We start from the raw sequence: 20,774 nt of genomic DNA, 5'->3' as shown, positions 1-20,774 counted from the left end.
GACACGCGCCCGGGTCATGCCTTGAACGTGACCCAGGGCTTGAGCCGCACGGCGCAGCGGATGAGCCCCGCGCTTTCCTGCGCCTCGATCACCGCGCCGATCGGCTTGTAGGCCTGCGGCGCCTCTTCGATGCGGCGCTCTTCGCGCAGCGTCACGCATTGCCAGCTGGCTTCGGTGTCGCCGGGCGCAGGCCGCATCGCGCGCACTTCCTGCCGACGCATGCGCCGGCCGGCACCATGGCTGCACGACCACAGCCAGTCTTCATGCCCCAGCCCGGTCGCGAGGTACGAGTGATCGCCCATCGACCCGGGAATCAGCGCCAGGTCGCCCGCGTGCGCCGGCGTCGCGCCCTTGCGATGGATGTTCATGCCGTGCTCGCGCAGCACCACGTTGTGCGGCACATCGACCACCAGCGTCGACGCCGTCGCGCCCAGCAGTTCGGCGAAGTCCTTGCGCACCAGCTCGGCCAGCACGACGCGGTTGGCCCACGCATAGCGCGCGGCCACGCCCATGGCTTCGAGGTACTCCTGCGCCAGCGGCCCCGCCAGGCCGTACAGCCCGCTCTTCGGATGGCGCAGGCCTTGCGGCCACTCGGCCCGCGCGCGGTCCATCCAGCGGCCGCCGACATGGAACCCGATGTCGCGCGAGCCACTGTGGATCATCACCACAACCTCGCCCGCCTTGAGCCCCGCGCGGTAGGCCGCGTGCCGGTCCATCACCTGGTCGACGACCTGCAATTCGACGAAGTGGTTGCCGCTGCCCGGCGTGCCCAGGCACGGATCGCGGAACACCTCGTGGCGCGCGCCGGTGTAGGCCGGTGGTGCGTGCCGCGACTGACCGCCGAAGCTCGCCAGGCCGATGCACGCGCCGATCTCGGCCTGCAGCCGGTCGCGGTCGCAGGTCGCCCAGAGCCCCTCGTTGCGCACGGCGTCCAGGAACGCGGCCGGCCCGTCGTCGAACAGCGCGCGAAACGCCGCCGTGTGCACCGGCACGTCGCGCCCGTTGTCGAGCAGGCTGCGCGTGAGCCGCGCGAGCAGCTGCGTCTTGTGCGGCGCCACCTGGTCCAGCGTGAGGCCGGTGGTCAGCAGGCGCATGCCGCAGTTGATGTCCGTGCCGACCGCGGCGGGGATCACGAAGTCGCCATCGGTGGCGACGACGCTGCCCACCGGCGCGACCGAGCCCGGATGAAAGTCCGGCGTCGCGCAGGCCTTGCACACACCGTGCGCGCCGTCGGGCGAGCGCACGTTGGCGAAGGCCAGCAGCTGGTTCACCGCCTTCTCTTCCAGCGGCAGGCTCTGCGGCAGAAGAACGGTCGCCTGCGCGGCTTCGTTGCGCAGGTGATAAATGCCGTCGCGGTAGTCGACGGCGATGTTCGCGCGCGAAAAGGCGCGCTGGAGTCTCGAAAAATGACCGTTGGTGGGGCTGCCCATGGCTGCAATTCCATTCGGGGAAACCGTGTCGGTTTCCGGGCCCCGTCACGTCGCGTGGCGGGGCGAAAGAGATCGACCGCGTGCCTCGGGGCGCGCGGATCACTCTTTCTTGCAGCAGCAGAGATTCAAGAAAGCGGGCGGATTCTAGCGACGCGAACCGCCCGCGAACACCGTGCGCAAGCGCACGCGTCGTTTTTTCCCGTCAGTCAGCCAGTCAGTCCGGCGCCGTGAACACCGTCAGCACGCCGGTGTAGCCATACAGGTGGTGGCGCGCAATTTCGCCGGCGGCGAAGAAGCCGACCAGCGGCACGTCGCCCAGTGCATGCCGCACGATCTGCAGCTCGGCGCCCGGCGCACCGAAGTGCGGGCCGCCGCGCCCCGAGCAGCTCACGTACACCGCGCCCGCAATGCGCCGCGCCGGATGCGGTGCGGCCTCGGCCTCGCCGGCCGCCACGGCGCGCGCGGTGGCCAGTGTCTGCTCTTCGGGCTCGAGCTCTTCGCGGATTTCGGCGCAGATGCGCATCAGGTCGGCGCGCGCCGCCTGCGCGTTGCGGCGGCAGAAACTCAGCCGCATGCCGGCCTCGGCGTTGTCGGCAATGGCGATGCCGCGCCGCGTCGGGTCGAGGCCGATGATGTGGCGTACCAGCACGTCGGCGCCCAGGTCGCCGGTGCGGCGGATGCCGTCGCTGCCCGCGTCGGCCAGGCCGACCAGCGTGTTGCGCACGGCGTCGATGGCTTCCTGCGGCCGGTCGAGCGACACCTGCAGGTCGGCCAGCAGCACGTCGAGCGCCGGCTCGCCATCGAGCGACAGCAGCAGGTTGCCGTCGGCCTCGGTGATCTCGCGCTCGCGCGCGCCGCCGGTGCGCAGCGGCTGGCAGCCCTGCGTGACGCGCGACACCAGCCGCACGCCCTCGCCGAACACCACGCCCGACAAGCCGCCCGAGAACACGCCACCCGCTGCGCCGTGGCCGCGGATGTTGCCGTTGCCGCCGACCGCGAACTGCAGCGCCCCGCCACGGCCGGACGAGAGCCCGCCGAACAGGTAACCGGTGTCGGTGCGGCCCGCCATCTCGCCGATGAGCTCGCCCAGGTCGGGCGTGGCCGGGTCGGCGTGCACGAGCGCGGTGTGCGCCTCGAAGCCGCTCATTTCGGAGCTGCCCAGCGGCGCCACGCCCGAGAACACGCGGTACTGGTCGCTGGGCAGCGCGCACAGCATCAGGCTCAGGCCGGGCTCGTCGAAATACTCGGCGTTGTTGGCCGACACGCCGATGCCGACGGTGCCCGACCAGTCGGTGACCTCGGGCAGCTCGGCGCTCAGGTGATCGAGGATCTCCTGCGCCTCGGCCGCGTAGTGGTCGGTGATGTAGAGCAGCCCGAGCGTCGGGTTCGACGCGTAGTCGGGCAGCGCCATCTGCGCGCGCAACTGGGCCAGCACAAGGCCGGCGGCCATGCGCCATTGCGGGTGGGTGGCATGGCCGGTGGGAAACAGTTTCATGGTGCGTACCGACCCGTGCGTCGTCGTCTGGAAAGGTGTCTGTAAGACGTCAGCGCCGGCCGGAGGTTCGCTTGCGCGCGGCGGTGGACGTGGTTTTCTTGCGCGCGGCGGGTGCCGGCGCGGCTTTTTTCGCTGCGGCCTTCTTCGCGGCGGTCTTGGCGGCCGGCTTGCGCGCCGCCGTCGCCTTGCCGATGACCTGCCCCACGGCGTCGGCCAGCGGCTGCGCCATGGCCGGCACCTTGAGCTGCGCCGCATCCTGCAGCGCGGTGCTCGCGATCTGCTGGAACTGCTCGGTGAGCGAGCCCCACCATTGCATCGGGTCGACCACGCCGGCGGCGCCGTTGGACGAGGCGGGCTTGGCGCGCGAGGTCTTCTTCGGCGCCGGGGTTTCCTCTTCTTCCGCTTCTTCCTCGGCCTCGTCGAACTCTTCTTCCTCTTCCTCGACGGGCTCCGGTTCGGGCCGCGGTGCGGGGGCCGGTGCAGGTGCCGGCGCCATGGCCGCAGCCTGCTTGGTGAACGCGCTGGCGATGTCTTCCATCCGCACGTTCATGCCGCGCAGGGTCGACAGCGTCATCTTCTGCACCTCGAGCGCCTGGATGGTCGCCTTGAGCGCATGGCCGTTCTGTTCGAGCCAGTACTGGACGGTCTTGAGTTCCTGGATGCGCTTGTCGACCTCTTCGACGCTCATGGTGGGCGCGACCCAACTCGCCAGGCTGGGGATGCCGGGCACCGAGCCGGAGCCCGCGGCGGCACCGCCGGCGAGGTTCTTCAGGAAGTCGAATCCGGGGACGAACTGGCTGAAGTCGAAGGGTTTGCTGGCGTTGCTCATGCGGGAGGTCTCCTGGCTGGGTTTTCTTGTGCTGCCAGCTTACTCCAAGCCCTTTGCAAGCGAATCAGAGCTCGTCCCTGACCCGGCTGAAAACCTTCCAGAAATTCGCGTCCTGCGAGGTCGCGAAGTTGATCCGCATCATCGTGCTCGGCGGGCGGCGCGCATGGAACAGCGAGCCCGGCGCCAGCAGGTAGCCCTGGTCGAGCATGCGTTGCGTGAGCGCGTCGGTGTCCACGCCCGTGTCAACCCAGCCGAACAGCCCCGCCGGCTCCGAGGCGAAGGTGCAGCCGTGCGACATGGCCAGCTTCACCGCGCGGCCGCGCGCGCCGTCCAGGCGGATGCGCACGCGCTCCGAATGGCGGCGCAGCTGGCCCTGGTCGATGCACCACGACAGCGCCCGCTCGAACAGCGTGGGCGAGGTCAGCGTGGCCAGCAGCTTGGTCTCGAGCAGCCGCTCTTTGAGCGCGGGCGAGGCGGCCAGGAAGCCGATGCGCCAGTTGGGCGCCAGGATCTTCGCGAAGCCGCTGACGTAGATGGTGCGCTGCAGCCCGTCGAGCGCACTGAGCCGCGTGGCGTGCTCGGGCGCGAGGTGGCTGTAGGTGTCGTCCTCGACGATGTGGAAGTCGTGTTCGTTGGCCAGCTTGAGCACGCGGTGCGCGCTGCCCGGCGTGAGGCTGTAGCCGGTCGGGTTGTGCAGCACGCTCACGCTGACGAACAGCTTGGGGCTGTGCAGCTTGCAGTACTGCGCCATCACGCCGAGGTCGGGCCCGTCGGCACGGCGCGGCACCGGCAGGATGCGCATGCCCAGCGCTTCGAGCCGGGCGAACTCCAGCGCCCAGCCGGGCTCCTCGACCATCACCGGATCGCCCGCGCGCAACAGCGTGCGGCTCACGATGTCCAGGGCGTGCGTGGCACCGATGGTGGTGACGATCTGGTCGGGCCCGGCGGGCACGTTGATGCGCACCAGCTTCTGCGACAGGCTGCGGCGCAGCGCGAGGTCGCCCGAGGGCTCGCCGTATTGCAGCGACAGTTCCTGCAGCGCCGAGGTGGTCGTCACGCGGCGCACCGCGGTCGCCAGGAAGGTCGAGGCCATCCAGTCGGGCGGGAACACGCCCATGCCCGGCTGCGGCTTGTCGCTCGGACGGTGGAACATGCTGCGGATCAGCGAGCTGGCGTCGGCCGGCACGCGCGAGGCCATCATCGGCGGCACCACGGGCACGGCATGCGCCGGGTTGCGCGAACCCTCGGGCGCCGGTGCGGCGTCGCGCACGTAGAAGCCGCGCTGGCGGCGCGCCTCGACCAGGCCCTGCGCGAGCAGCTGGTCGTAGGCGGCGACCACGGTGTACGGGCTCACGCCCTGCTGGCGCGCACATTCGCGCACCGAGGGCAGGCGCGCGCCGGGCGCCAGCAGCCGGTTGCGGATGCGCTCGGCGAGGCGGTCGGCCAGCTGCCCGGTCAGCGACTGGGTGGAGGTTCGGGTCAGCATCGAGTCGGACTGCATCGCACAGAGAGCGAGAAAAGGGCGGCGTGTGTCGAAGGAATGACCAATACAGATTTCAGATTTGTTCGATCATCTGTACTGGAACTGTAATGGTCCAAAGTTTAGAGTCTGTGACATGAACTGGCAAGAATTCACCGCGCTGCTGGTGCTGGCCACGGCGATGAGCTTCTCGCCCGGCCCCAACACCACGCTCTCCACCGCCCTGGCGGCCAACGGCGGCCTGCCGCGCGCCATGCGCTTCGTGGTCGCGGTGCCGGTGGGCTGGACCTTGCTGCTGGCGATCTGCGCGGCCGGCCTCGGCGCCCTGGTGGTGGCCATGCCGCCGCTGCGCCTGGCGATCAAGGGCCTGGGCATCGCCTACCTGCTGTGGCTGGCCTACAAGCTCAGCGGCAGCGCCCAACTCGGCAAGGCCGACAGCGCCCGCCTCTCGGTCGGCTTCGGGCAGGGCGTGATGCTGCAGTTCGTGAACATCAAGGCCTGGCTGCTCGCGCTCACGCTGGTGGCCGGCTGGATCGCCGGCCAGCCCGACGCGCTCGCGCGCTTCGCCATCGTCGCGCCCGTGATGCTGACCTACGCCTTCACCAGCAACTTCGCCTATGCACTGGTCGGCGCGCTGCTGCGCGAGTGGCTGTCCAAGGGGCAACGCCTGCTGTGGTTCAACCGCGCGATGGGCCTGATCCTCGTGCTCACGGCCTGGTGGATGGTGGGCGTATGAAGCTCACCCTCAAGGACGAAACGCTGGGCATGTGGCTCGGGGTGGTCGGCGTGGCGCTGTTCGCCATCACGCTGCCGATGACGCGGCTGGCCACGGGCACGCAAGAGGCGCCGCAGCTGTCGCCGTGGTTCGTCACGCTCGGGCGCGCGGCGCTGGCGGGCGTGCTGTCGGCCGTCTTCCTGCTGGTCACGCGCTCGCCACGCCCGGCGCCGCACCAGTGGAAGCCGCTGGGCATGGCGGTGCTGGGCAACTGCATCGGCTTTCCGCTGCTGCTGGCCTTTGCGCTGCGCGTGGTCACGGCCAGCCATGCGGCGGTGGTGACGGCGCTGCTGCCGCTGGTCACGGCCGCGGTCGCGGCCTGGGTGCTGCACCAGCGCGCGCGGCTGGGCTTCTGGCTCTGCGCCATCGCGGGCAGCCTGCTGGTGGTGGTGTTCTCGGTGCTGCGCGCGCAGCAGAGCGGCCACGGCTTCGGTTTCGAATGGGCCGACCTGCTGCTGGTCGGCGCGGTCGTCGCGGCCTCGGTCGGCTACATCTACGGCGCGCAGGTCACGCCGTCGCTGGGCGCCGAGCGCGTGATCTGCTGGGTCTGCGTGATGGCGCTGCCCGTGACGCTGCCCGCCACGATCGCCCTGTGGCCGCAGCAGCCTGTGGCCGCCTCGGCCTGGGTCGGCTTCACCTACGTGGGCATGTTCTCGATGTGGATCGGCTTCTTCGCCTGGTACCGCGGCCTGGCCCTGGGCGGCGCGCTGCGCGTGAGCCAGACGCAGCTGCTGCAGCCCTTCCTGTCGATCCTCGCGTCGATCCCGCTGCTGGGCGAACCGCTCGACCTGGTGACGCTGGGCTTCGCCGCCGCCGTGGTCGCCACGGTGGTCGCAGGCAAGCGGCTGTCGCAACCGGCGGCGCCTGCCGCTGTTCCACGCGGCGCCGAGCCGCAAGCCAGGAGCTGACCACCATGACACTGTTCAGCCATGTCACCGTCGGTTGCACCGACCTGCCGCGCGCCGCCGCCTTCTACGACGCGGTGCTGGCCCCGCTCGGCCTCATCCGCCGCCCCGTGACGCCCGACGGCGGCCCCGACGCCGCCTGCTGGATCGCGCCGGGCCAGACGCTGCCGCGCTTCTACGTGTACATCCCGCTGGACGGCGAACCCGCCAGCGCCGGCAACGGCAGCATGGTCGCGTTCTGCGCGCCCTCGCCGCAGGCCGTTCATGCCGCCCACGAGGCGGCCCTGCGCCACGGTGGCCGCGACGAAGGCGCGCCCGGGCCCCGCCCCCGCTACGGGCAGGGCTATTACGGCGCCTACCTGCGCGACCCGGACGGCAACAAAATCCATGTCGTGCACCGTGGCGACATCCCGCCATCCTGACGACACACTCAGACTCACCTCTCATTCGCCAGAAAGAAGAAAGCCTCCCATGAACTGGAAACTCGCCGCCCGCGCCGCCAAGATGAATCCTTCGGTGCTGCGTGAAATCCTCAAGGTCACCGAGCGCCCCGGCATCATCAGCCTGGCCGGCGGCCTGCCTTCGCCCAAGACCTTCCCGATCCAGGAGTTCGCCGACGCCTGCGCCGAAGTGCTGCACAACGACGGCCAGGCCGCGCTGCAGTACGCCGCCAGCGAAGGCTATGCGCCGCTGCGCCAGGCCGTGGCCGACATGCTGCCCTGGGACGTCGACGCCTCGCAGGTGCTCATCACCACCGGCTCGCAGCAGGGCCTCGATCTCGTGGCCAAGGTGCTGATCGACCCGGGCAGCAAGGTGCTGGTCGAGACGCCCACCTACCTGGGCGCGCTGCAGGCCTTCGGCCCGATGGAGCCGCACCCCGTGGGCGTGGCCAGCGACGACGAGGGCGTGATCGTCGACGACCTCGTGAGCAAGGCGGCCGACGCGCGCTTCGTCTACCTGCTGCCCAACTTCCAGAACCCCACCGGCCGCACCATGACCGAGGCGCGCCGCGCCGCTGTCTCCGCTGCCGCAGCCGCCACGAACCTGCCGATCGTCGAGGACAACCCCTACGGCGAGCTCTGGTTCGACGAAGCCCCGCCGCTGCCGCTGGCCGCGCGCAACCCCGAGGGCGTGATCTACCTGGGCTCGTTCTCCAAGGTGCTGGCGCCGGGCCTGCGCCTGGGCTTCCTGGTGGCGCCGAAGGCCATCTTCCCCAAGCTGCTGCAGGCCAAGCAGGCGGTCGACCTGCACACGCCGATCTTCACGCAGCGCATGGTCTCGGCCGTGATGAAGGACGGCTTCCTGGATCGCCACGTGCCCACCATCCGCGCGCTGTACAAGCGCCAGCGCGACGCCATGATCGCCGCGCTGCACCGCGAGATGGCCGGCCTCGACGTGAAGTTCAACGCCCCCAAGGGCGGCATGTTCCTGTGGGCGCGCCTGCCCGAGGGCATCGACACCGTGACCCTGCTGCCCAAGGCCGTGGAGCGCAACGTGGCCTTCGTGCCCGGCGCGCCGTTCTACGCCGGCGAAGGCGATCCGCGCACGCTGCGCCTGTCGTTCGTGACCGCCAGCGTCGAGGAGATCGACACCGCCATCGCCGCGCTCGCCGTCACGCTGCGCGAAGAGCTGGCGCTGCTGGCCCCCGCCCACGCCTGACAAGGCCGACGACGATGCACATCGCCATCCTCACCTTCGACGGCTTCAACGAGCTCGACTCGCTGGTCGCGCTCGGCGTGCTCAACCGCGTGAAGAAGCCGGGCTGGCGCGTGACACTGGCCTCGCCCAGCGCCACCGTGACCTCGATGAACGGCGTCACGGTGCACGCCACCGCGACGCTCGAAGCGGCCTGCGAGGCGGGTGCTGTGATCGTCGGCAGCGGCATCCGCACGCGCGAGATCGCCGCCGACGCGGGCCTGATGGGCGTGCTGCGCGGGCTCGACCCGTCGCGCCAGCTCATTGGCGCGCAGTGCTCGGGCACGCTGCTGCTGGCCAAGCTCGGCCTGCTGGGCACGGTGCCCGCCTGCACCGACCTCACGACCAAGCCCTGGGTGCAGGAAGCCGGCGTCGAGGTGCTCAACCAGCCTTTCTTCGCGCAGGGCAACGTGGCCACCGCGGGCGGCTGCTTCTCGGCGCCCTACCTCGCGGCCTGGCTCATCGCGCGCACCGAGGGCCTCGAGGCCGCGAAGAGCGCGCTGCACTACGTCGCGCCGGTCGGCGAGAAAGACGACTACGTGGCGCGCGCGCTGCGCAACATCGAGCCGTACCTGCAGGCCACGGCCGAGACCCTTTCCGCACAAGGACACTGAACACCATGCTCAACATCTGGGGCCGCATCAGTTCGATCAACGTGCGCAAGGTCGTGTGGTGCGCGCAGGAGCTCGGGCTCGACTTCCAGCGCACCGAGGCCGGCGGCAAATTCGGCGTGGTGCAGACGCCCGAATACCGCGCGCTCAACCCGAACGCCATGGTGCCCACCATCGACGACGGCGAAGGCGCCGAGCGCGTCACGCTGTGGGAGTCGAACGTCATCGTGCGCTACCTGTGCGCCCGCTACTCGCACGGCACGCTCTACCCGAGCGAGCTGCCCGCGCGCTTCGACGCCGAGCGCTGGATGGACTGGCAGCAGACCACGCTCAACCGCGCCAGCCGCGACGCCTTCGTGCAATGGGTGCGCACGCCGCCCTCGGAGCGCCAGCCCGCGCTGATCGCCGCGTCGGTGCGCGAGAGCGAGGCGCTGTTCGCGATGCTCGACGCCCACCTCGCGCAGCGCCCCTACATGGCCGGCGAGCGCTTCACCATGGCCGACATCCCGATCGGCTGCGAGGCGCACCGCTGGTTCGGCCTGCCCGGCGCCGAGTACCGCCGGCCGGCCTGGCCGAACGTCGAGCGCTGGTACGCCGACCTGCTTTCCCGCCCGGGCACGCGCGGCGTGCTCGACCTTTCCCTCGAATGACCCTGATGAAATCCCGCCCCTTCAAGCAAGTCGACGTCTTCACCGCCACCGCCTACTACGGCAACCCGCTCGCGGTGGTGATCGACGGCCAGGACCTGGACGACGCCGCCATGCAGCGCTTCGCGCAGTGGACCAACCTGTCGGAGACCACCTTCCTGCTGCCGCCGACCGACCCGGGCGCCGACTACCGCGTGCGCATCTTCACGCCCGGCGGCGAGCTGCCCTTTGCCGGCCACCCGACCATCGGCAGCTGCCATGCGTGGCTGCAGGCCGGCGGCAAGCCCAAGGTGGCGGGCCGCGTGGTGCAGCAGTGCGGCGCCGGCCTCGTGCCACTGCGGCGCGACGGCGAGCGCCTGGCCTTTGCCGCGCCGCCGCTCAAGCGCAGCGCCCCGAGCCCCGCGCTGCTGGCCAAGGTGGCCGGCGCGCTGGGCCTGAAGGCGCAGCAGGTCATCGCGGCGCAGGTGCTCGACAACGGCCCGGTGTGGTTCGGCCTGCTGCTGAACGACGCCGACGCCGTGCTGGCGCTGCAGCCCGACCACCGCGCACTGAAGGAACTGGGCGTGAAGGCCGGCGTGGCCGGCGTGCCCTCGGCGCACGACACCTCGCTGCTCATCGGCCGTTCGAACCGCGAGGCGCGCGCCTTCGGCAACCGCCCCGCCACGCCGAACGACGACGGCGCCAAGATCGACCTCGAGGTGCGCGCCTTCGCCGAGCCCATCGGCGTGCAGGAAGACCCGGTCACCGGCAGCCTCAACGCCAGCCTGGCCGAATGGCTGATCGCCGACGGCCACATGCCCGAGCGCTACCTGGCCGCGCAAGGCCAGTGCCTGGGCCGCGCGGGCCGCGTGCACATCGAGCGCGACAGCGACGGCACGATCTGGGTCGGCGGCGATGCCGTGACCTGCGTCGACGGCCACGTCACCCTCTGAACAAAGGCACGCCATGGCCCCCGCCGAAATCGACCACCTGGTGATCGCCGCCGCCTCGCTGGCCGAGGGCGTGGCGTGGTGCGAGGCCACGCTCGGCGTCACGCCCGCGCCGGGCGGCGTGCACCCGCTGATGGGCACGCACAACCGGCTTCTGAACATCGCGAGCGCCGCGTTCCCGCGCGCCTATGCCGAGATCATCGCGATCGAGCCCGGCAAGGCGCCGTCGCGGCCGAAGACGCGCCGCTGGTTCGACCTGGACGACGCCGCGCTGCAGGCCGCGCTCGCGCAGCGCGGCCCGCGGCTCATCCACTTCGTGGCGCGCGTGCCCGATGCGCACGCCGCCACGCAGGCGCTCGCGCGCGAGGAACATGCGCACATCGACCGCGGCCACCTGCTCGAGGCCTCGCGCGACACGCCGGCCGGCCGGCTCGAATGGCAGATCACGGTGCGCGACGACGGCCAGCGCCTGTTCTACGGCGCGCTGCCCACGCTGATCCAGTGGGGCGCGGTGCACCCCACCGACGCCATGCCCGCCTCGGGCCTGGGGCTGCGTTCGCTGCGCGTGGCGCATCCGCGCGCGCCGGCGCTGTCGGCCGCGCTCACGGCCATCGGCATGGGCGGCCTGCCGGTCGATGCCGGCCCACCCAACCTCGTCGCCGTGCTCGACACGCCGCGCGGCCCCGTCACCCTCGAATCGCAAGGACTCTGACTCTCATGCTCACCCTGACCGAAATCGCCTGGTTCGCCCTCGCCTCGCTGCTGCTGGCGCTCACGCCGGGGCCGAACATGATCTATTGCGTGTCGCGCACGCTGATCCAGGGCCGCCGCGCGGGGCTCATCTCGCTGGGCGGTGTGCTGATGGCGTTCCTCGTGCACCTGTTCGCCGCGGCGCTGGGCCTCACGGCGTTGCTGCTGGCGGTGCCGGTCGCGTTCGACGCGATCCGTTTCGCCGGCGCGGCCTACCTGATGTGGCTCGCGTGGCAGGCAGTCAAGCCCGGCGGCAACGCGCCCTTCGAGGCCCGCGCGCTGCCGGCCGATCCGCCGGCCAAGCTGTTCCGCATGGGCTTTCTCACGAACCTACTGAACCCGAAGGTGGCGATGTTCTACCTGTCGTTCTTCCCGCAGTTCATCCATCCCGAGCGCGGCTCCGTGCTGCTGCAGAGCCTGCAGCTGGGCATGGCGCAGATGGCGAGCAGCGCGCTGGTCAACACCGTGATGATCGTCGGCGCCGCGAGCATCACGGCCGTGCTGTCGCAAAGCGCCGGCTGGCTGCGCGCGCAGCGCTACATCATGGGCAGCGTGCTGGCCGCGCTGGCCGTGCGCGTGGCGCTCACCGAACGCAAGTAAGCAACAAGAAGGACGTCGATGCGATTCACCCGCGAAGAGATCGAAGCCGCGCAGCGCACCGTGCATGCGGCCATGCCGCCCACGCCCCAGTACACCTGGCCGCAGCTGTCGCAGCGCCTGGGCGCCACGGTCTGGGCCAAGCACGAGAACCACACGCCGGTCGGCGCCTTCAAGATCCGCGGCGGCCTGACCTACTTCGAGACCCTCGCGCGCGAGCAGCCCTCCGTGCGCCACGTGATCAGCGCCACGCGTGGCAACCACGGCCAGTCGGTCGGCTTCGCGGCGCAGCGCCACGGGCTGGCCGCGACCATCGTGGTGCCGCACGGCAACTCGCGCGAGAAGAACGCGGCGATGCGCGCGCTCGGCGTGACGCTGGTCGAGCACGGCGACGACTTTCAAGCGGCCGCCGAACATGCGGCGGTGCTGGCCGAGCGCGATGCGCTGCACCGCGTGCCCTCGTTCCATCGCGAACTGGTGCGCGGCGTGTCGACCGCGTATGTCGAGTTCTTCAGTGCATTGAAAGCTTCACCGCCCGACGTGCTGTTCGTGCCCATCGGCCTGGGCTCCGGCTTTGCCGGCGCGGCGGCGGCGCGCGCGCATTGCGGCGTGTCGACCAAGCTCATCGGCGTGGTGTCGGCGCATGCCACGGCCTACCGCGATTCGTTCCGCGCGCGCCGTGCGGTCGAGTCGCCCGCCACCACGCGGCTGGCCGACGGCATGGCCTGCCGCACGCCGGTGCCCGAGTCGCTGGAGGTGATCCTGCAGGAAGCCGACGACGTGATCACCGTGACCGACGATGAAGTGGCGGAGGCCATGCGCGTGCTTTTCAGCGACACGCACAACGTGGCCGAAGGTGCGGGCGCTGCCGCCTTGGCGGGCGCGCTTCAGCAGAAGGAACGCTGGCGCGGGCAGACGGTGGGCGTTGCGTTGAGCGGCGGCAATGTCGATGCCGACATGTTCGCCGGCGTGCTGGGGCGCAGCGCCTGATCCGCTCTCAGGGCAGCGGCCCTGTGTTCGCCGTGCTCAACGGCAACTGGGACACCTCGGCCAGCAGCAGCGCCAACTGCTGCGCGGCCGCATCGATCACCGCCTGACCCTTCGCGGCCGTGGCCGCTGCGGCATTGCCGGCCGCCCCCTGCGCGTTGTAGTCCTCCATGGCCCAGCCGAGCTTGGCGCTCTTGCCGTTGCCGAGGATCGCGCAGTCGGCCGCGCGCTGCTCCGAGGTGGAGCTGAAATCCTTCGCCTCGTCCATGCGCACCAGTGCGGGCGTCAGCGCCAGCATCATCGAGGTCTCGATCTCGCCCGCGTGCACGCCGAAGCGGTGCTCCCGGGCGCTGAACTGCGCGTTCGCATCGCCCAGCGGCAGGTTGAACCAGCTCACGCTGTAGACGATCAGGCCGTGCGCGGCGCGCAGCTCGCGCGCCACGATGTCCATCGCGCCCACATGGCCGCCGTGGGCGTTGAACAGCACCAGCTTCTTCACGCCGGCGCGCGCCACGCCCGCGCCGATCTCGTTCCACATGCGGATCAGCGTCTCGGCCGAGAAGGTGAGCGTGCCCGCGAAGCGCGCGTGCTCGGGGCTCAGGCCGATCTGCTGGGTCGGCAGGAACAGCGCCGGCAGTTCCGGCGGCAGCAGCGGCAGCGCCGCGGCCACGATGCCGTCGGCCAGCACGGTGTCCACGCCCAGCGGCAGGTGCGGGCCGTGCTGCTCGGTCGCGCCCAGCGGCAGCACCGCCACGGTGGTCGCCGCGTCGAGCGCGGCGAAATCGCGCGTCGTCAACTGGGACCAGAAACGGGGCCAACGGGGCGAAGAGACCGGAAGTGCGTTCATGCCGCGATCTTAGGACGGGGCCATGGGCGACGCATGGGCAACACTTGCATACAACTTGCCAACATCGGATGAATTGATCGCGAATCTGTTCACGATTAGTTCTCATCTTTCCCGATGTTCGGTCCTATTGTTTACAAATTGGCCTAGAGTCCCTTTTCACGAACTTTCCGCCACGGCTTGTCACGGCCCAGGAGAGTTCACGCAAAAGGGAGTAGCGTGTCCATCCATCCACAAAAAAATGGAGGCACCGTCGTTGCCGGGCGCAAAGTCGCGCCCTTCAAGGCATTGCCTCACCATCTCGCACGAGCCGTGCGGGGTTTGCCGCCGATCGTGTGCGTGCTGGTCTTCGGAAGCAGCACCGCGTACGCGGAATCCACTGTCGCGCCCTCGCCGGCCGCCCCCCTGGGCAGCGCGCTGGCGTATGACGCCTCGCAGCACGACGCCCTCATCGTCGCGCGCCGCGCCGGCCGCATCGCGCCGGCCCAAGCCCTGCAGCAGCTGCGCCAATGGCTGGCGGCGCCCCTGGCCGACGACCAACGCCGGCGCGTGGCGTCCGACGCCATCGCGATCGCGGTGGCCGACGGCCGCTTCGCCGACGCGGTGGCCGTCGGCCGCCAGGTGCCGCCGAGCGAGCTGGGCGACTACGCGCTCGGCCCACTGGCTGGCGCCGCGCGGCGCACGGGCGACATCGCCCTGCAAGGCGACACCGTCAAGGTCTGGCGCGCGCGCCAGCCGGCCGCTCGCGAACCGCGCATCCATGAAGCCTTCTGGCGCCTGGCCAGCGGCGACACGGCCGGCGCGCAAACCCTCTACCGCGCACTCGCACAGCCCGCGCCCACCGAGGTCGCCGACCGCGTCGCGCTGCTCGACCTGCGCGCCGCACTGGCGCGTGCCCAGGGCCAGCCGTTCCAGGCGCTCACGGCCTACGGCGAGATCACCGCGCTGCAGCCCGAACGCCGCGATGTGCAGCGCGACGCCGACTTCCTGCTGGCCGAGTACGGCGGCGCCACCGCCGCGTTCGAGGACGCGCAGGCGGCCGAACGCAAGCAGCCCGGCAGCCTCGCGCCGCTGACGCTCGCGCTGCTCGAACAGCAGGCGCTGGCGCAGCAGCTGCGCTGGGCCGTGAAGGCGCGCGACCAGCGCCTGGGCGCGGCGCGTGTCACCGACCTCGACAAGGTGCTGGCCGCCCAGAGTGGCGCGCTGGCCCGGGTCGACGCCGCGCTCGCTCAGCCCGCCCCGCAGGACGCCGACACCTGGCGCACGCTGCGCATGCGGCTGCAGTCCGACCGCATGATGGCGCTGCTGGAGCGCGGCCGTCCCGCCGACACCATCGCGCTGTACGACAGCCTGCGTGGCGACGGCACCGCGCTGCCGCCCTACGCGCTGGGCACCGCCGCCCGCGCGCTGGCGCAGGAGCGCCGCTCGGCCGATGCCGTGCCGCTGTTCGAGAAAGCGGTCGTCGACCTGCCGATGCCCGACAGCCTGCATTTCGGCCTGGTCTACGCCTACCTGGACACCGGCCGCTTCGACGACGCCGAGGCGCTGCTCCAGCGCATCGAAAGCGCCACGCCCGTGCTGATGCGGCTGGCACCGGAGGCCGGCCGCCCGAACGACCAGTTCTCCGAGGTGAGCGGCTTGAGTGCGCTGCTGCAGCTCTACGGCGACCGCCCGAAGATCGCGCAGCCGCGCTTCGACGCACTCACGCAGGAAGCCCCGCTCAACGCGGGCTACGCCTACGGCGCCGCACTCACCGAGCGGCTGCGCGAGCACCCCGAGGCGGCCGTGGCGCGCTTCGAGGCGCTGAGCGCCGACCACCCCGACGACCTGAGCGTGCGCACCGGCCATGTCGAGGCGCTGCTCGACGCCGACGAATTCCGCGCGGCCCGCATCCGTGCCGAGTCGCTCGAGGCCGACGCGCCCGACGCCGCCGAAGTGCGCGAGATGGCGCGCAAGCGCCGCTCGCTGGTCGGCCCGCAGCTCGAGATCGATGCCGAAGGTTCGCGCGGCGGCGGCACGCTGGCCAGCCGCGAATGGCGCGTCGACAGCCGGCTCAGCTCCGGCCTCATCGGCGATGCATGGCGCGTGTTCTACGCGCAGACGCTGGGCCGCGGCTACACCTCCGAAGGCACGGCCCAGTGGGCGCGCGGCGGCCTCGGCGCGAGCTGGCAACAAGGCCGCTGGCTGGCCGAAGGCGTGCTGCAGCATGCGAACAGCGGCCGCTACCGCAACAGCGTGGCCGGCCGCGTCGACTACCGCGCCAGCGATGCCTGGCGCCTGTCGGCCACCTACGACGGCGACAGCAAGGAGCTGCCCTGGAAGGCCCGCGCCGTGCCCTTCGGCGCGCAGGCCATCGGCGCGCGCGAGTTCGGCGCCAGCGCGGCCTACGTCGTCAACGAGTCGCGCCGCTTCGACCTGCAATGGCGCCGGCTCGACTTCAGCGACGGCAACCTGCGCGACGGCCTCGACTTCGGCTGGCGCGAGCGTTGGGTCAGCACGCCGCGCTTCCAGATCGAGACGCGGCTGGGCGTCGATGCCAGCCGCAGCCGCCTGCAGGACGTGCGCTACTTCAGCCCCTCGCGCGACGCCAGCGCGCAGCTGTCGGTGCGCGGCCAGTGGCTCACCTGGAAAAGCGACGACCGCCAGTTCTTCCAGGTGCTGGAGCTCGGCGGCGGCAGCTACCAGCAGGCCGGCTTCGGCAGCGGCCCGCTGTGGAACGTGCGCTACGAGCACCGCTGGGCCCTGGGCCAGAAGCTCACGCTGCGCTACGGCCTGACCTTCGGCAGCCACCCCTACGACGGCGTGCGCGAAAAACAGCGCGGCGTGTTCCTGAACCTTTCGATGCCCCTGCAGTGATGTCCGTGATGCAAGCCCCTACCTTCTTCCTCCGGCTGCGCGCGGCCCTGCTCGGGCTGCTGCTGGCGGCGTCGTTGCCTGCACTGGCGGCGCCGGTGCTGCCCGCCGATCCCGACAACGGCGTCGACTTCCGCGTGATCTCGTTCCACGACGTGCGCCCCAACGTGCGCGCCAGCTTCGAGACCTCGCCCGACGAAACCGCCATCGACGAGCGCACGCTCGCCGAAGTGTTCGCCTGGCTGCGCCACAGCGGCTACCACCCGGTCAGCCTGCAGCAGATCATCGATGCGCGCAACGGCGGCAAGCCGCTGCCGACGCAGCCCGTGCTGCTGACTTTCGACGACGGCTACCGCAGCGCCTACACGCACGTGTTCCCGCTGCTGCAGCGCTTCAACTACCCCGCGCTGTTCGCGCTGGTGACGAGCTGGCTCGAGGTGCCTGAAGGCCAGCACGTGCACTGGGGCGACAAGCCCGCGCCGCGCGAGAACTTCCTGCTGTGGCGCGAAGCCGCCGAGATGGCGCGCTCGCCGCTGGTCGAGTTCGCGAGCCACACCGACGCGATGCACACCGGCATCCAGGCCAACCCGCAGGGCAACATGCTGCCCGCCGCGGCCACGCACCGCTACGACCCGAAGACCGGCCGCTACGAAGACGACGCCGCCTACCTGCGCCGCATCGAGACCGACCTGCGCCGCAGCCGCGAACTGATCAAAAAGCGCACCGGCGCCAAGGTGCGCGCCACCGTGTGGCCCTACGGCGCCTACAACACGCCCGCGCTGGAAGCCTCGGCGCGCGTGGGCATGCCGATCACCTTCACGCTCGACGACGGCGCGAACACGAAGGAGATTCCGCTCAGCCGCATCCGCCGCGCGCTGGCCGCCTACGACAACGAGGCGCCCGACTACGTGCAGATGCTGCGCAGCCCGGTGGGCGGCGAGGTGCGCCCGATCAACCGCGTGATGCACGTCGACCTCGACTACGTGTACGACGCCGACCCGGCCCAGCAGGAGCGCAACCTCTCGGCGCTGATCGAGCGCGTGGCCGCCGTGCGCCCGCGCTCGGTGTTCCTGCAGGCCTATGCCGACCCCGACGGCGACGGCGTGGCCGACGCGCTGTACTTTCCCAACCGCCACCTGCCGATGCGCGCCGACCTGTTCGCCCGCGCCGCCTGGCAGCTGCGCAGCCGCACCGGCGTGAAGGTCTACGCGTGGATGCCCGTCACCGCCTACCGGCTGCCGGCGTCGAACCCGCTGGCCACGCACACGGTGCGCACGCTCAAGGGCGACGCGCCGGCCGACCGCTACCACCGGCTCTCGCCCTTCGATCCGGCCGTGCGCACGCTGGTCGGCGACCTGTACGAAGACCTGGGCCGCCACACCTTCTTCGAAGGCCTGCTGTTCCACGACGACGCCATGCTCTCGGACGACGAGGACGCCAGCCCCGCCGCGCTCGACACCTACCGCCGCTGGGGCCTGCCGGCCGACGTGGCCGCGCTGCGCGCCGACCCCGCGCTCATGGCCCGCTGGACCACGGCCAAGACCCGCTACCTGATCGACTTCACGCACGAACTCGCGGCGCGCGTGGGCACCTGGCGCCCTGCCCTGGAAACGGCGCGCAACCTCTACGCGCGGCCGGTGCTCGAACCCGCGGCCGAGCAATGGTTTGCCCAAAACTATGAAGCCTCGCTTGCTGCCTACGACTACGTCGGCCTGATGGCCATGCCGCGCATGGAGCAGGAGGCCCGCACCCCGGCCGACAGCGACGCCTGGCTGGGCCGCCTGGCGCAGCGCGCGGCCGCCACGCCGCACGGCCTGGACCGCACCGTGTTCGAGCTGCAGGCACGCGATTGGCGCACCGGGAAACCCGTGGCCGACGCCGAGCTCACGCGCCAGTGGACCCTGCTGCAGCGCGCCGGCGTGCGGCACCTGGGCTACTACCCCGACGACTTCCTGAACAACCAGCCCTCGCTGGAGACCGTGCGCCGCGCGATCTCGGTGCGTTCGCTGCTGTCGCGCGCCCCCCGGCGCAACCACGACGCCGCCACGCTGCCGCCTGAAGGAGGGAAGCCCCGATGAACACGCTCCAGATGCTGGTGGACCTGATTCCGCCGGTGCTCTTCGGCTTCGTCTTCTACTACCCGTTCTTCATGGCGTGGGTGTGGATCGCGGGCGGCCTCTCGCACGCGTGGTCGTTCGAGCGCAAGCGCGACGTCGAGGTCGACCCGCTGCCGCTGCTGCCCTCGCAGCCGCTCGTGACCGTGGTGGTGCCCTGCTTCAACGAGGCGCCGCACCTGCGCGAAGTGATCGAGCAGCTCATGCGCACGCGCTACCCGAACTACGAGGTGATCGCCGTCAACGACGGCAGCACCGACGGCACCGGCGAGCTGCTCGACGAGATGACGCTGGAGTTCAGCCGCCTGCGCGTGATCCACAACGCCAGCAACCAGGGCAAGGCCGTGGGCCTGAACACCGCCTGCCAGCTGGCGCGCGGCGAGTACATCCTGGGCATCGACGGCGACGCGCTGGTCGACCCCAACGCCATCGCTTGGATGCTCAAGCGCATGCTGGCCTCGGATCGCATCGGCGCCGTCACCGGCAACCCGCGCATCCGCACGCGCACCACGCTGCTGGGGCGCATGCAGGTGGGCGAGTTCTCGTCGATCATCGGCCTCATCAAGCGTTCGCAGCAGCTCATCGGCACGCTGTTCACGGTGTCGGGCGTGCTGGCCATGTTCCGCCGCCGCGCCGTGCTCGAAGTGGGCTTCTGGAGCCCCGACGTGCTCACCGAGGACATCGACATGAGCTGGAAGCTCCAGCTCGCCGGCTGGCGCCTGCGCTTCGAGCCGCGCGCGCTGTGCTGGATCCTCATGCCCGAGACCCTGCGCGGCCTGTGGAAGCAGCGCCTGCGCTGGGCCGTCGGCGGCATCCAGACCATGCTGCGCATCACGCCGTCCATCCTGCGCCTGCGCAGCTGGCGCCTGTGGCTCATCTACAGCGAGTACATGGTGAGCGTGGTGTGGGCCTATGCGATGGCGCTGGTGCTGCTGATCAGCTTCATCCGCCCCTTCCTGCCGCACGAGTCGGCCTGGCATTCGGCGCTGCTGCCGCACTGGCAGGGCACGCTGCTGGCCATGACCTGCATCCTGCAGATGCTGCTGAGCCTGTGGATCGACCGTCGCTACGACCGCGACCTCATGCGCTATTTCGCCGGAACGATCTGGTACCCGATCGCGTTCTGGACGATCACGATGGCCACCACGGTGGTCGCCCTTCCCAACGCTCTGATGCGTCGTCGCGGCAAGCGCGCGGTGTGGACGAGCCCTGACCGAGGAGTTTCTTCCGATGCATCCTGAGAACCCACTCTCTTCGCCGGCGCTGCACGAAGCCCCGCCGCCCCGCACCCGTTCGTGGGGCCAACCCGCGGTGGACGAACCCATCATCGACGCCGCGCGCATTCCATTGCACGCCTTCGGCAACGGCCGTTCGCCGGCACGCACCCTGGCCATGTACCTGTGGCTGCGCGTGCTGCGTCCCGCGATCACCGTCGCGATCTGGTTCTGCGCCATCTGGTACGCCTGGCCCTACGTGATGGGCGCGCGCTCCCAGCCCGAGGTGCTTCAGCTGCTGGGCCTGTACGCCATCGTCATCGGCGTGATCCTCGCCTCGATGCTGATCATGGGCCCGCTGCGCCGCCGCCAGCACCGCAGCGAGACGCCGCCGGAGAAGGAACAGTCGTCGCTGTTCGCGCTGGCGTCGTACATCGAAGTCGCCCCCGCGCGCCTGTCGACCTGGCAACGCACGCGCCAGCTGCTGGCGCACCACGACCATCACGGCCAACTGCGCGACGCCACCGACACCGCGCCGGCCGCGCTGGAAGAGGAAACGCCAGCGAAGCGCCGCAAGGCCTGACGCGCACAGGGCAACCGACGCGGCCTTTTCGGCCGC

General features: G+C 70.9%; 19 protein-coding genes. 14 read left to right on the top strand and 5 right to left on the bottom strand.

The genetic code is table 11. The features are described 5' to 3' along the window. Positions 1-14: 14 nt before the first annotated feature. The 4 genes from AC07OX_RS14040 to AC07OX_RS14025 form a co-directional block, all read right to left on the bottom strand. Positions 15-1,430, bottom strand: a complete 1,416-nt coding sequence (locus tag AC07OX_RS14040) for an RtcB family protein (RefSeq protein WP_495261828.1) — start codon at positions 1,428-1,430, stop codon at positions 15-17. 214 nt (positions 1,431-1,644) lie between these two features. Continuing rightward, positions 1,645-2,925, bottom strand: coding sequence for an FIST signal transduction protein (locus AC07OX_RS14035; protein ID WP_070060267.1), 1,281 nt, complete (start codon positions 2,923-2,925; stop codon positions 1,645-1,647). A gap of 49 nt (positions 2,926-2,974) precedes the next feature. Then, positions 2,975-3,754, bottom strand: coding sequence for a PhaM family polyhydroxyalkanoate granule multifunctional regulatory protein (locus AC07OX_RS14030; protein WP_495261827.1), 780 nt, complete (start codon positions 3,752-3,754; stop codon positions 2,975-2,977). 64 nt (positions 3,755-3,818) lie between these two features. Next, positions 3,819-5,240: an aminotransferase-like domain-containing protein gene (locus tag AC07OX_RS14025; protein ID WP_495261826.1), complete on the bottom strand. Its 1,422-nt coding sequence runs from the start codon at positions 5,238-5,240 to the stop codon at positions 3,819-3,821. Positions 5,241-5,370: 130 nt separating this feature from the next. On the opposite strand from AC07OX_RS14025, the gene AC07OX_RS14020 reads away from it, so the two are divergent. Genes AC07OX_RS14020 through AC07OX_RS13975 form a run of 10 tightly spaced genes read left to right on the top strand, consistent with a single transcriptional unit; the run spans position 5,371 to position 13,133 of the window. After that, positions 5,371-5,970, top strand: coding sequence for a LysE family translocator (locus AC07OX_RS14020; protein WP_495261825.1), 600 nt, complete (start codon positions 5,371-5,373; stop codon positions 5,968-5,970). After that, a complete protein-coding gene (locus AC07OX_RS14015) occupies positions 5,967-6,917 on the top strand; it encodes a DMT family transporter (protein WP_495261824.1) in 951 nt (316 codons plus the stop codon). The genes AC07OX_RS14020 and AC07OX_RS14015 overlap by 4 nt, the downstream gene beginning before the upstream one ends. A gap of 11 nt (positions 6,918-6,928) precedes the next feature. Next, positions 6,929-7,336: a VOC family protein gene (locus tag AC07OX_RS14010; RefSeq protein ID WP_062471216.1), complete on the top strand. Its 408-nt coding sequence runs from the start codon at positions 6,929-6,931 to the stop codon at positions 7,334-7,336. Positions 7,337-7,385: 49 nt separating this feature from the next. Then, positions 7,386-8,573: an aminotransferase-like domain-containing protein gene (locus AC07OX_RS14005; RefSeq protein WP_495261823.1), complete on the top strand. Its 1,188-nt coding sequence runs from the start codon at positions 7,386-7,388 to the stop codon at positions 8,571-8,573. Positions 8,574-8,587: 14 nt separating this feature from the next. Beyond that, positions 8,588-9,223: a DJ-1/PfpI family protein gene (locus AC07OX_RS14000; RefSeq protein ID WP_495261822.1), complete on the top strand. Its 636-nt coding sequence runs from the start codon at positions 8,588-8,590 to the stop codon at positions 9,221-9,223. A 5-nt stretch (positions 9,224-9,228) separates the two neighbouring features. Continuing rightward, positions 9,229-9,870, top strand: a complete 642-nt coding sequence (locus AC07OX_RS13995) for a glutathione S-transferase family protein (RefSeq protein ID WP_070060273.1) — start codon at positions 9,229-9,231, stop codon at positions 9,868-9,870. 5 nt (positions 9,871-9,875) lie between these two features. Further along, the gene (locus AC07OX_RS13990; RefSeq protein WP_172438398.1) at positions 9,876-10,799 is read left to right on the top strand and encodes a PhzF family phenazine biosynthesis protein; all 924 of its coding nucleotides are present in this window, start codon (positions 9,876-9,878) and stop codon (positions 10,797-10,799) included. A gap of 13 nt (positions 10,800-10,812) precedes the next feature. Continuing rightward, the gene (locus tag AC07OX_RS13985) at positions 10,813-11,508 is read left to right on the top strand and encodes a VOC family protein (protein ID WP_495261821.1); all 696 of its coding nucleotides are present in this window, start codon (positions 10,813-10,815) and stop codon (positions 11,506-11,508) included. A 5-nt stretch (positions 11,509-11,513) separates the two neighbouring features. Next, complete coding sequence (locus AC07OX_RS13980) at positions 11,514-12,146, top strand: LysE family translocator (RefSeq protein WP_062480600.1); 633 nt, start codon at positions 11,514-11,516, stop codon at positions 12,144-12,146. A gap of 18 nt (positions 12,147-12,164) precedes the next feature. Continuing rightward, positions 12,165-13,133, top strand: coding sequence for a threonine dehydratase (locus AC07OX_RS13975; protein ID WP_495261820.1), 969 nt, complete (start codon positions 12,165-12,167; stop codon positions 13,131-13,133). Positions 13,134-13,140: 7 nt separating this feature from the next. Here AC07OX_RS13975 and AC07OX_RS13970 read toward each other — a convergent pair whose 3' ends face one another. Then, on the bottom strand, positions 13,141-13,977 hold the full coding sequence (locus AC07OX_RS13970) for a creatininase family protein (protein ID WP_062480604.1): 837 nt from the start codon (positions 13,975-13,977) through the stop codon (positions 13,141-13,143). Between the two features lie 309 nt (positions 13,978-14,286). Here AC07OX_RS13970 and pgaA point away from each other — a divergent pair, with 309 nt between their 5' ends. The 4 genes from pgaA to AC07OX_RS13950 are packed head-to-tail and all read left to right on the top strand — an operon-like array spanning position 14,287 to position 20,738. After that, positions 14,287-16,830, top strand: coding sequence for a poly-beta-1,6 N-acetyl-D-glucosamine export porin PgaA (pgaA, locus tag AC07OX_RS13965; RefSeq protein WP_495263286.1), 2,544 nt, complete (start codon positions 14,287-14,289; stop codon positions 16,828-16,830). Between the two features lie 8 nt (positions 16,831-16,838). Then, positions 16,839-18,905: a poly-beta-1,6-N-acetyl-D-glucosamine N-deacetylase PgaB gene (pgaB, locus tag AC07OX_RS13960; protein ID WP_495261818.1), complete on the top strand. Its 2,067-nt coding sequence runs from the start codon at positions 16,839-16,841 to the stop codon at positions 18,903-18,905. After that, positions 18,902-20,182 (top strand): poly-beta-1,6-N-acetyl-D-glucosamine synthase, encoded by a 1,281-nt coding sequence (pgaC, locus tag AC07OX_RS13955; RefSeq protein WP_307696621.1) that lies wholly within the window; start codon positions 18,902-18,904, stop codon positions 20,180-20,182. Before pgaB ends, pgaC begins: the two co-directional genes overlap by 4 nt. Beyond that, the gene (locus tag AC07OX_RS13950; RefSeq protein WP_159273740.1) at positions 20,172-20,738 is read left to right on the top strand and encodes a PgaD family protein; all 567 of its coding nucleotides are present in this window, start codon (positions 20,172-20,174) and stop codon (positions 20,736-20,738) included. Before pgaC ends, AC07OX_RS13950 begins: the two co-directional genes overlap by 11 nt. The last annotated feature ends 36 nt before the right edge of the window (positions 20,739-20,774 follow it).

It is taken from the genome of Variovorax sp. GW821-FHT09D07, from assembly GCF_059416345.1.
Note: the sequence above shows the minus strand (reverse complement) of the source record. Positions and strands in the feature narration are given on the sequence as shown.

Bases quoted from the DNA above. Each gene is read 5' to 3' on its own strand.
- AC07OX_RS14040 (WP_495261828.1), bottom strand. From the start codon at position 1,430: ATGGGCAGCCCCACCAACGGTCATTTTTCGAGACTCCAGCGCGCCTTT.
- AC07OX_RS14035 (WP_070060267.1), bottom strand. From the start codon at position 2,925: ATGAAACTGTTTCCCACCGGCCATGCCACCCACCCGCAATGGCGCATG.
- AC07OX_RS14030 (WP_495261827.1), bottom strand. From the start codon at position 3,754: ATGAGCAACGCCAGCAAACCCTTCGACTTCAGCCAGTTCGTCCCCGGA.
- AC07OX_RS14025 (WP_495261826.1), bottom strand. From the start codon at position 5,240: ATGCTGACCCGAACCTCCACCCAGTCGCTGACCGGGCAGCTGGCCGAC.
- AC07OX_RS14020 (WP_495261825.1), top strand. From the start codon at position 5,371: ATGAACTGGCAAGAATTCACCGCGCTGCTGGTGCTGGCCACGGCGATG.
- AC07OX_RS14015 (WP_495261824.1), top strand. From the start codon at position 5,967: ATGAAGCTCACCCTCAAGGACGAAACGCTGGGCATGTGGCTCGGGGTG.
- AC07OX_RS14005 (WP_495261823.1), top strand. From the start codon at position 7,386: ATGAACTGGAAACTCGCCGCCCGCGCCGCCAAGATGAATCCTTCGGTG.
- AC07OX_RS14000 (WP_495261822.1), top strand. From the start codon at position 8,588: ATGCACATCGCCATCCTCACCTTCGACGGCTTCAACGAGCTCGACTCG.
- AC07OX_RS13995 (WP_070060273.1), top strand. From the start codon at position 9,229: ATGCTCAACATCTGGGGCCGCATCAGTTCGATCAACGTGCGCAAGGTC.
- AC07OX_RS13990 (WP_172438398.1), top strand. From the start codon at position 9,876: ATGAAATCCCGCCCCTTCAAGCAAGTCGACGTCTTCACCGCCACCGCC.
- AC07OX_RS13985 (WP_495261821.1), top strand. From the start codon at position 10,813: ATGGCCCCCGCCGAAATCGACCACCTGGTGATCGCCGCCGCCTCGCTG.
- AC07OX_RS13980 (WP_062480600.1), top strand. From the start codon at position 11,514: ATGCTCACCCTGACCGAAATCGCCTGGTTCGCCCTCGCCTCGCTGCTG.
- AC07OX_RS13975 (WP_495261820.1), top strand. From the start codon at position 12,165: ATGCGATTCACCCGCGAAGAGATCGAAGCCGCGCAGCGCACCGTGCAT.
- AC07OX_RS13970 (WP_062480604.1), bottom strand. From the start codon at position 13,977: ATGAACGCACTTCCGGTCTCTTCGCCCCGTTGGCCCCGTTTCTGGTCC.
- pgaB (WP_495261818.1), top strand. From the start codon at position 16,839: ATGCAAGCCCCTACCTTCTTCCTCCGGCTGCGCGCGGCCCTGCTCGGG.
- pgaC (WP_307696621.1), top strand. From the start codon at position 18,902: ATGAACACGCTCCAGATGCTGGTGGACCTGATTCCGCCGGTGCTCTTC.
- AC07OX_RS13950 (WP_159273740.1), top strand. From the start codon at position 20,172: ATGCATCCTGAGAACCCACTCTCTTCGCCGGCGCTGCACGAAGCCCCG.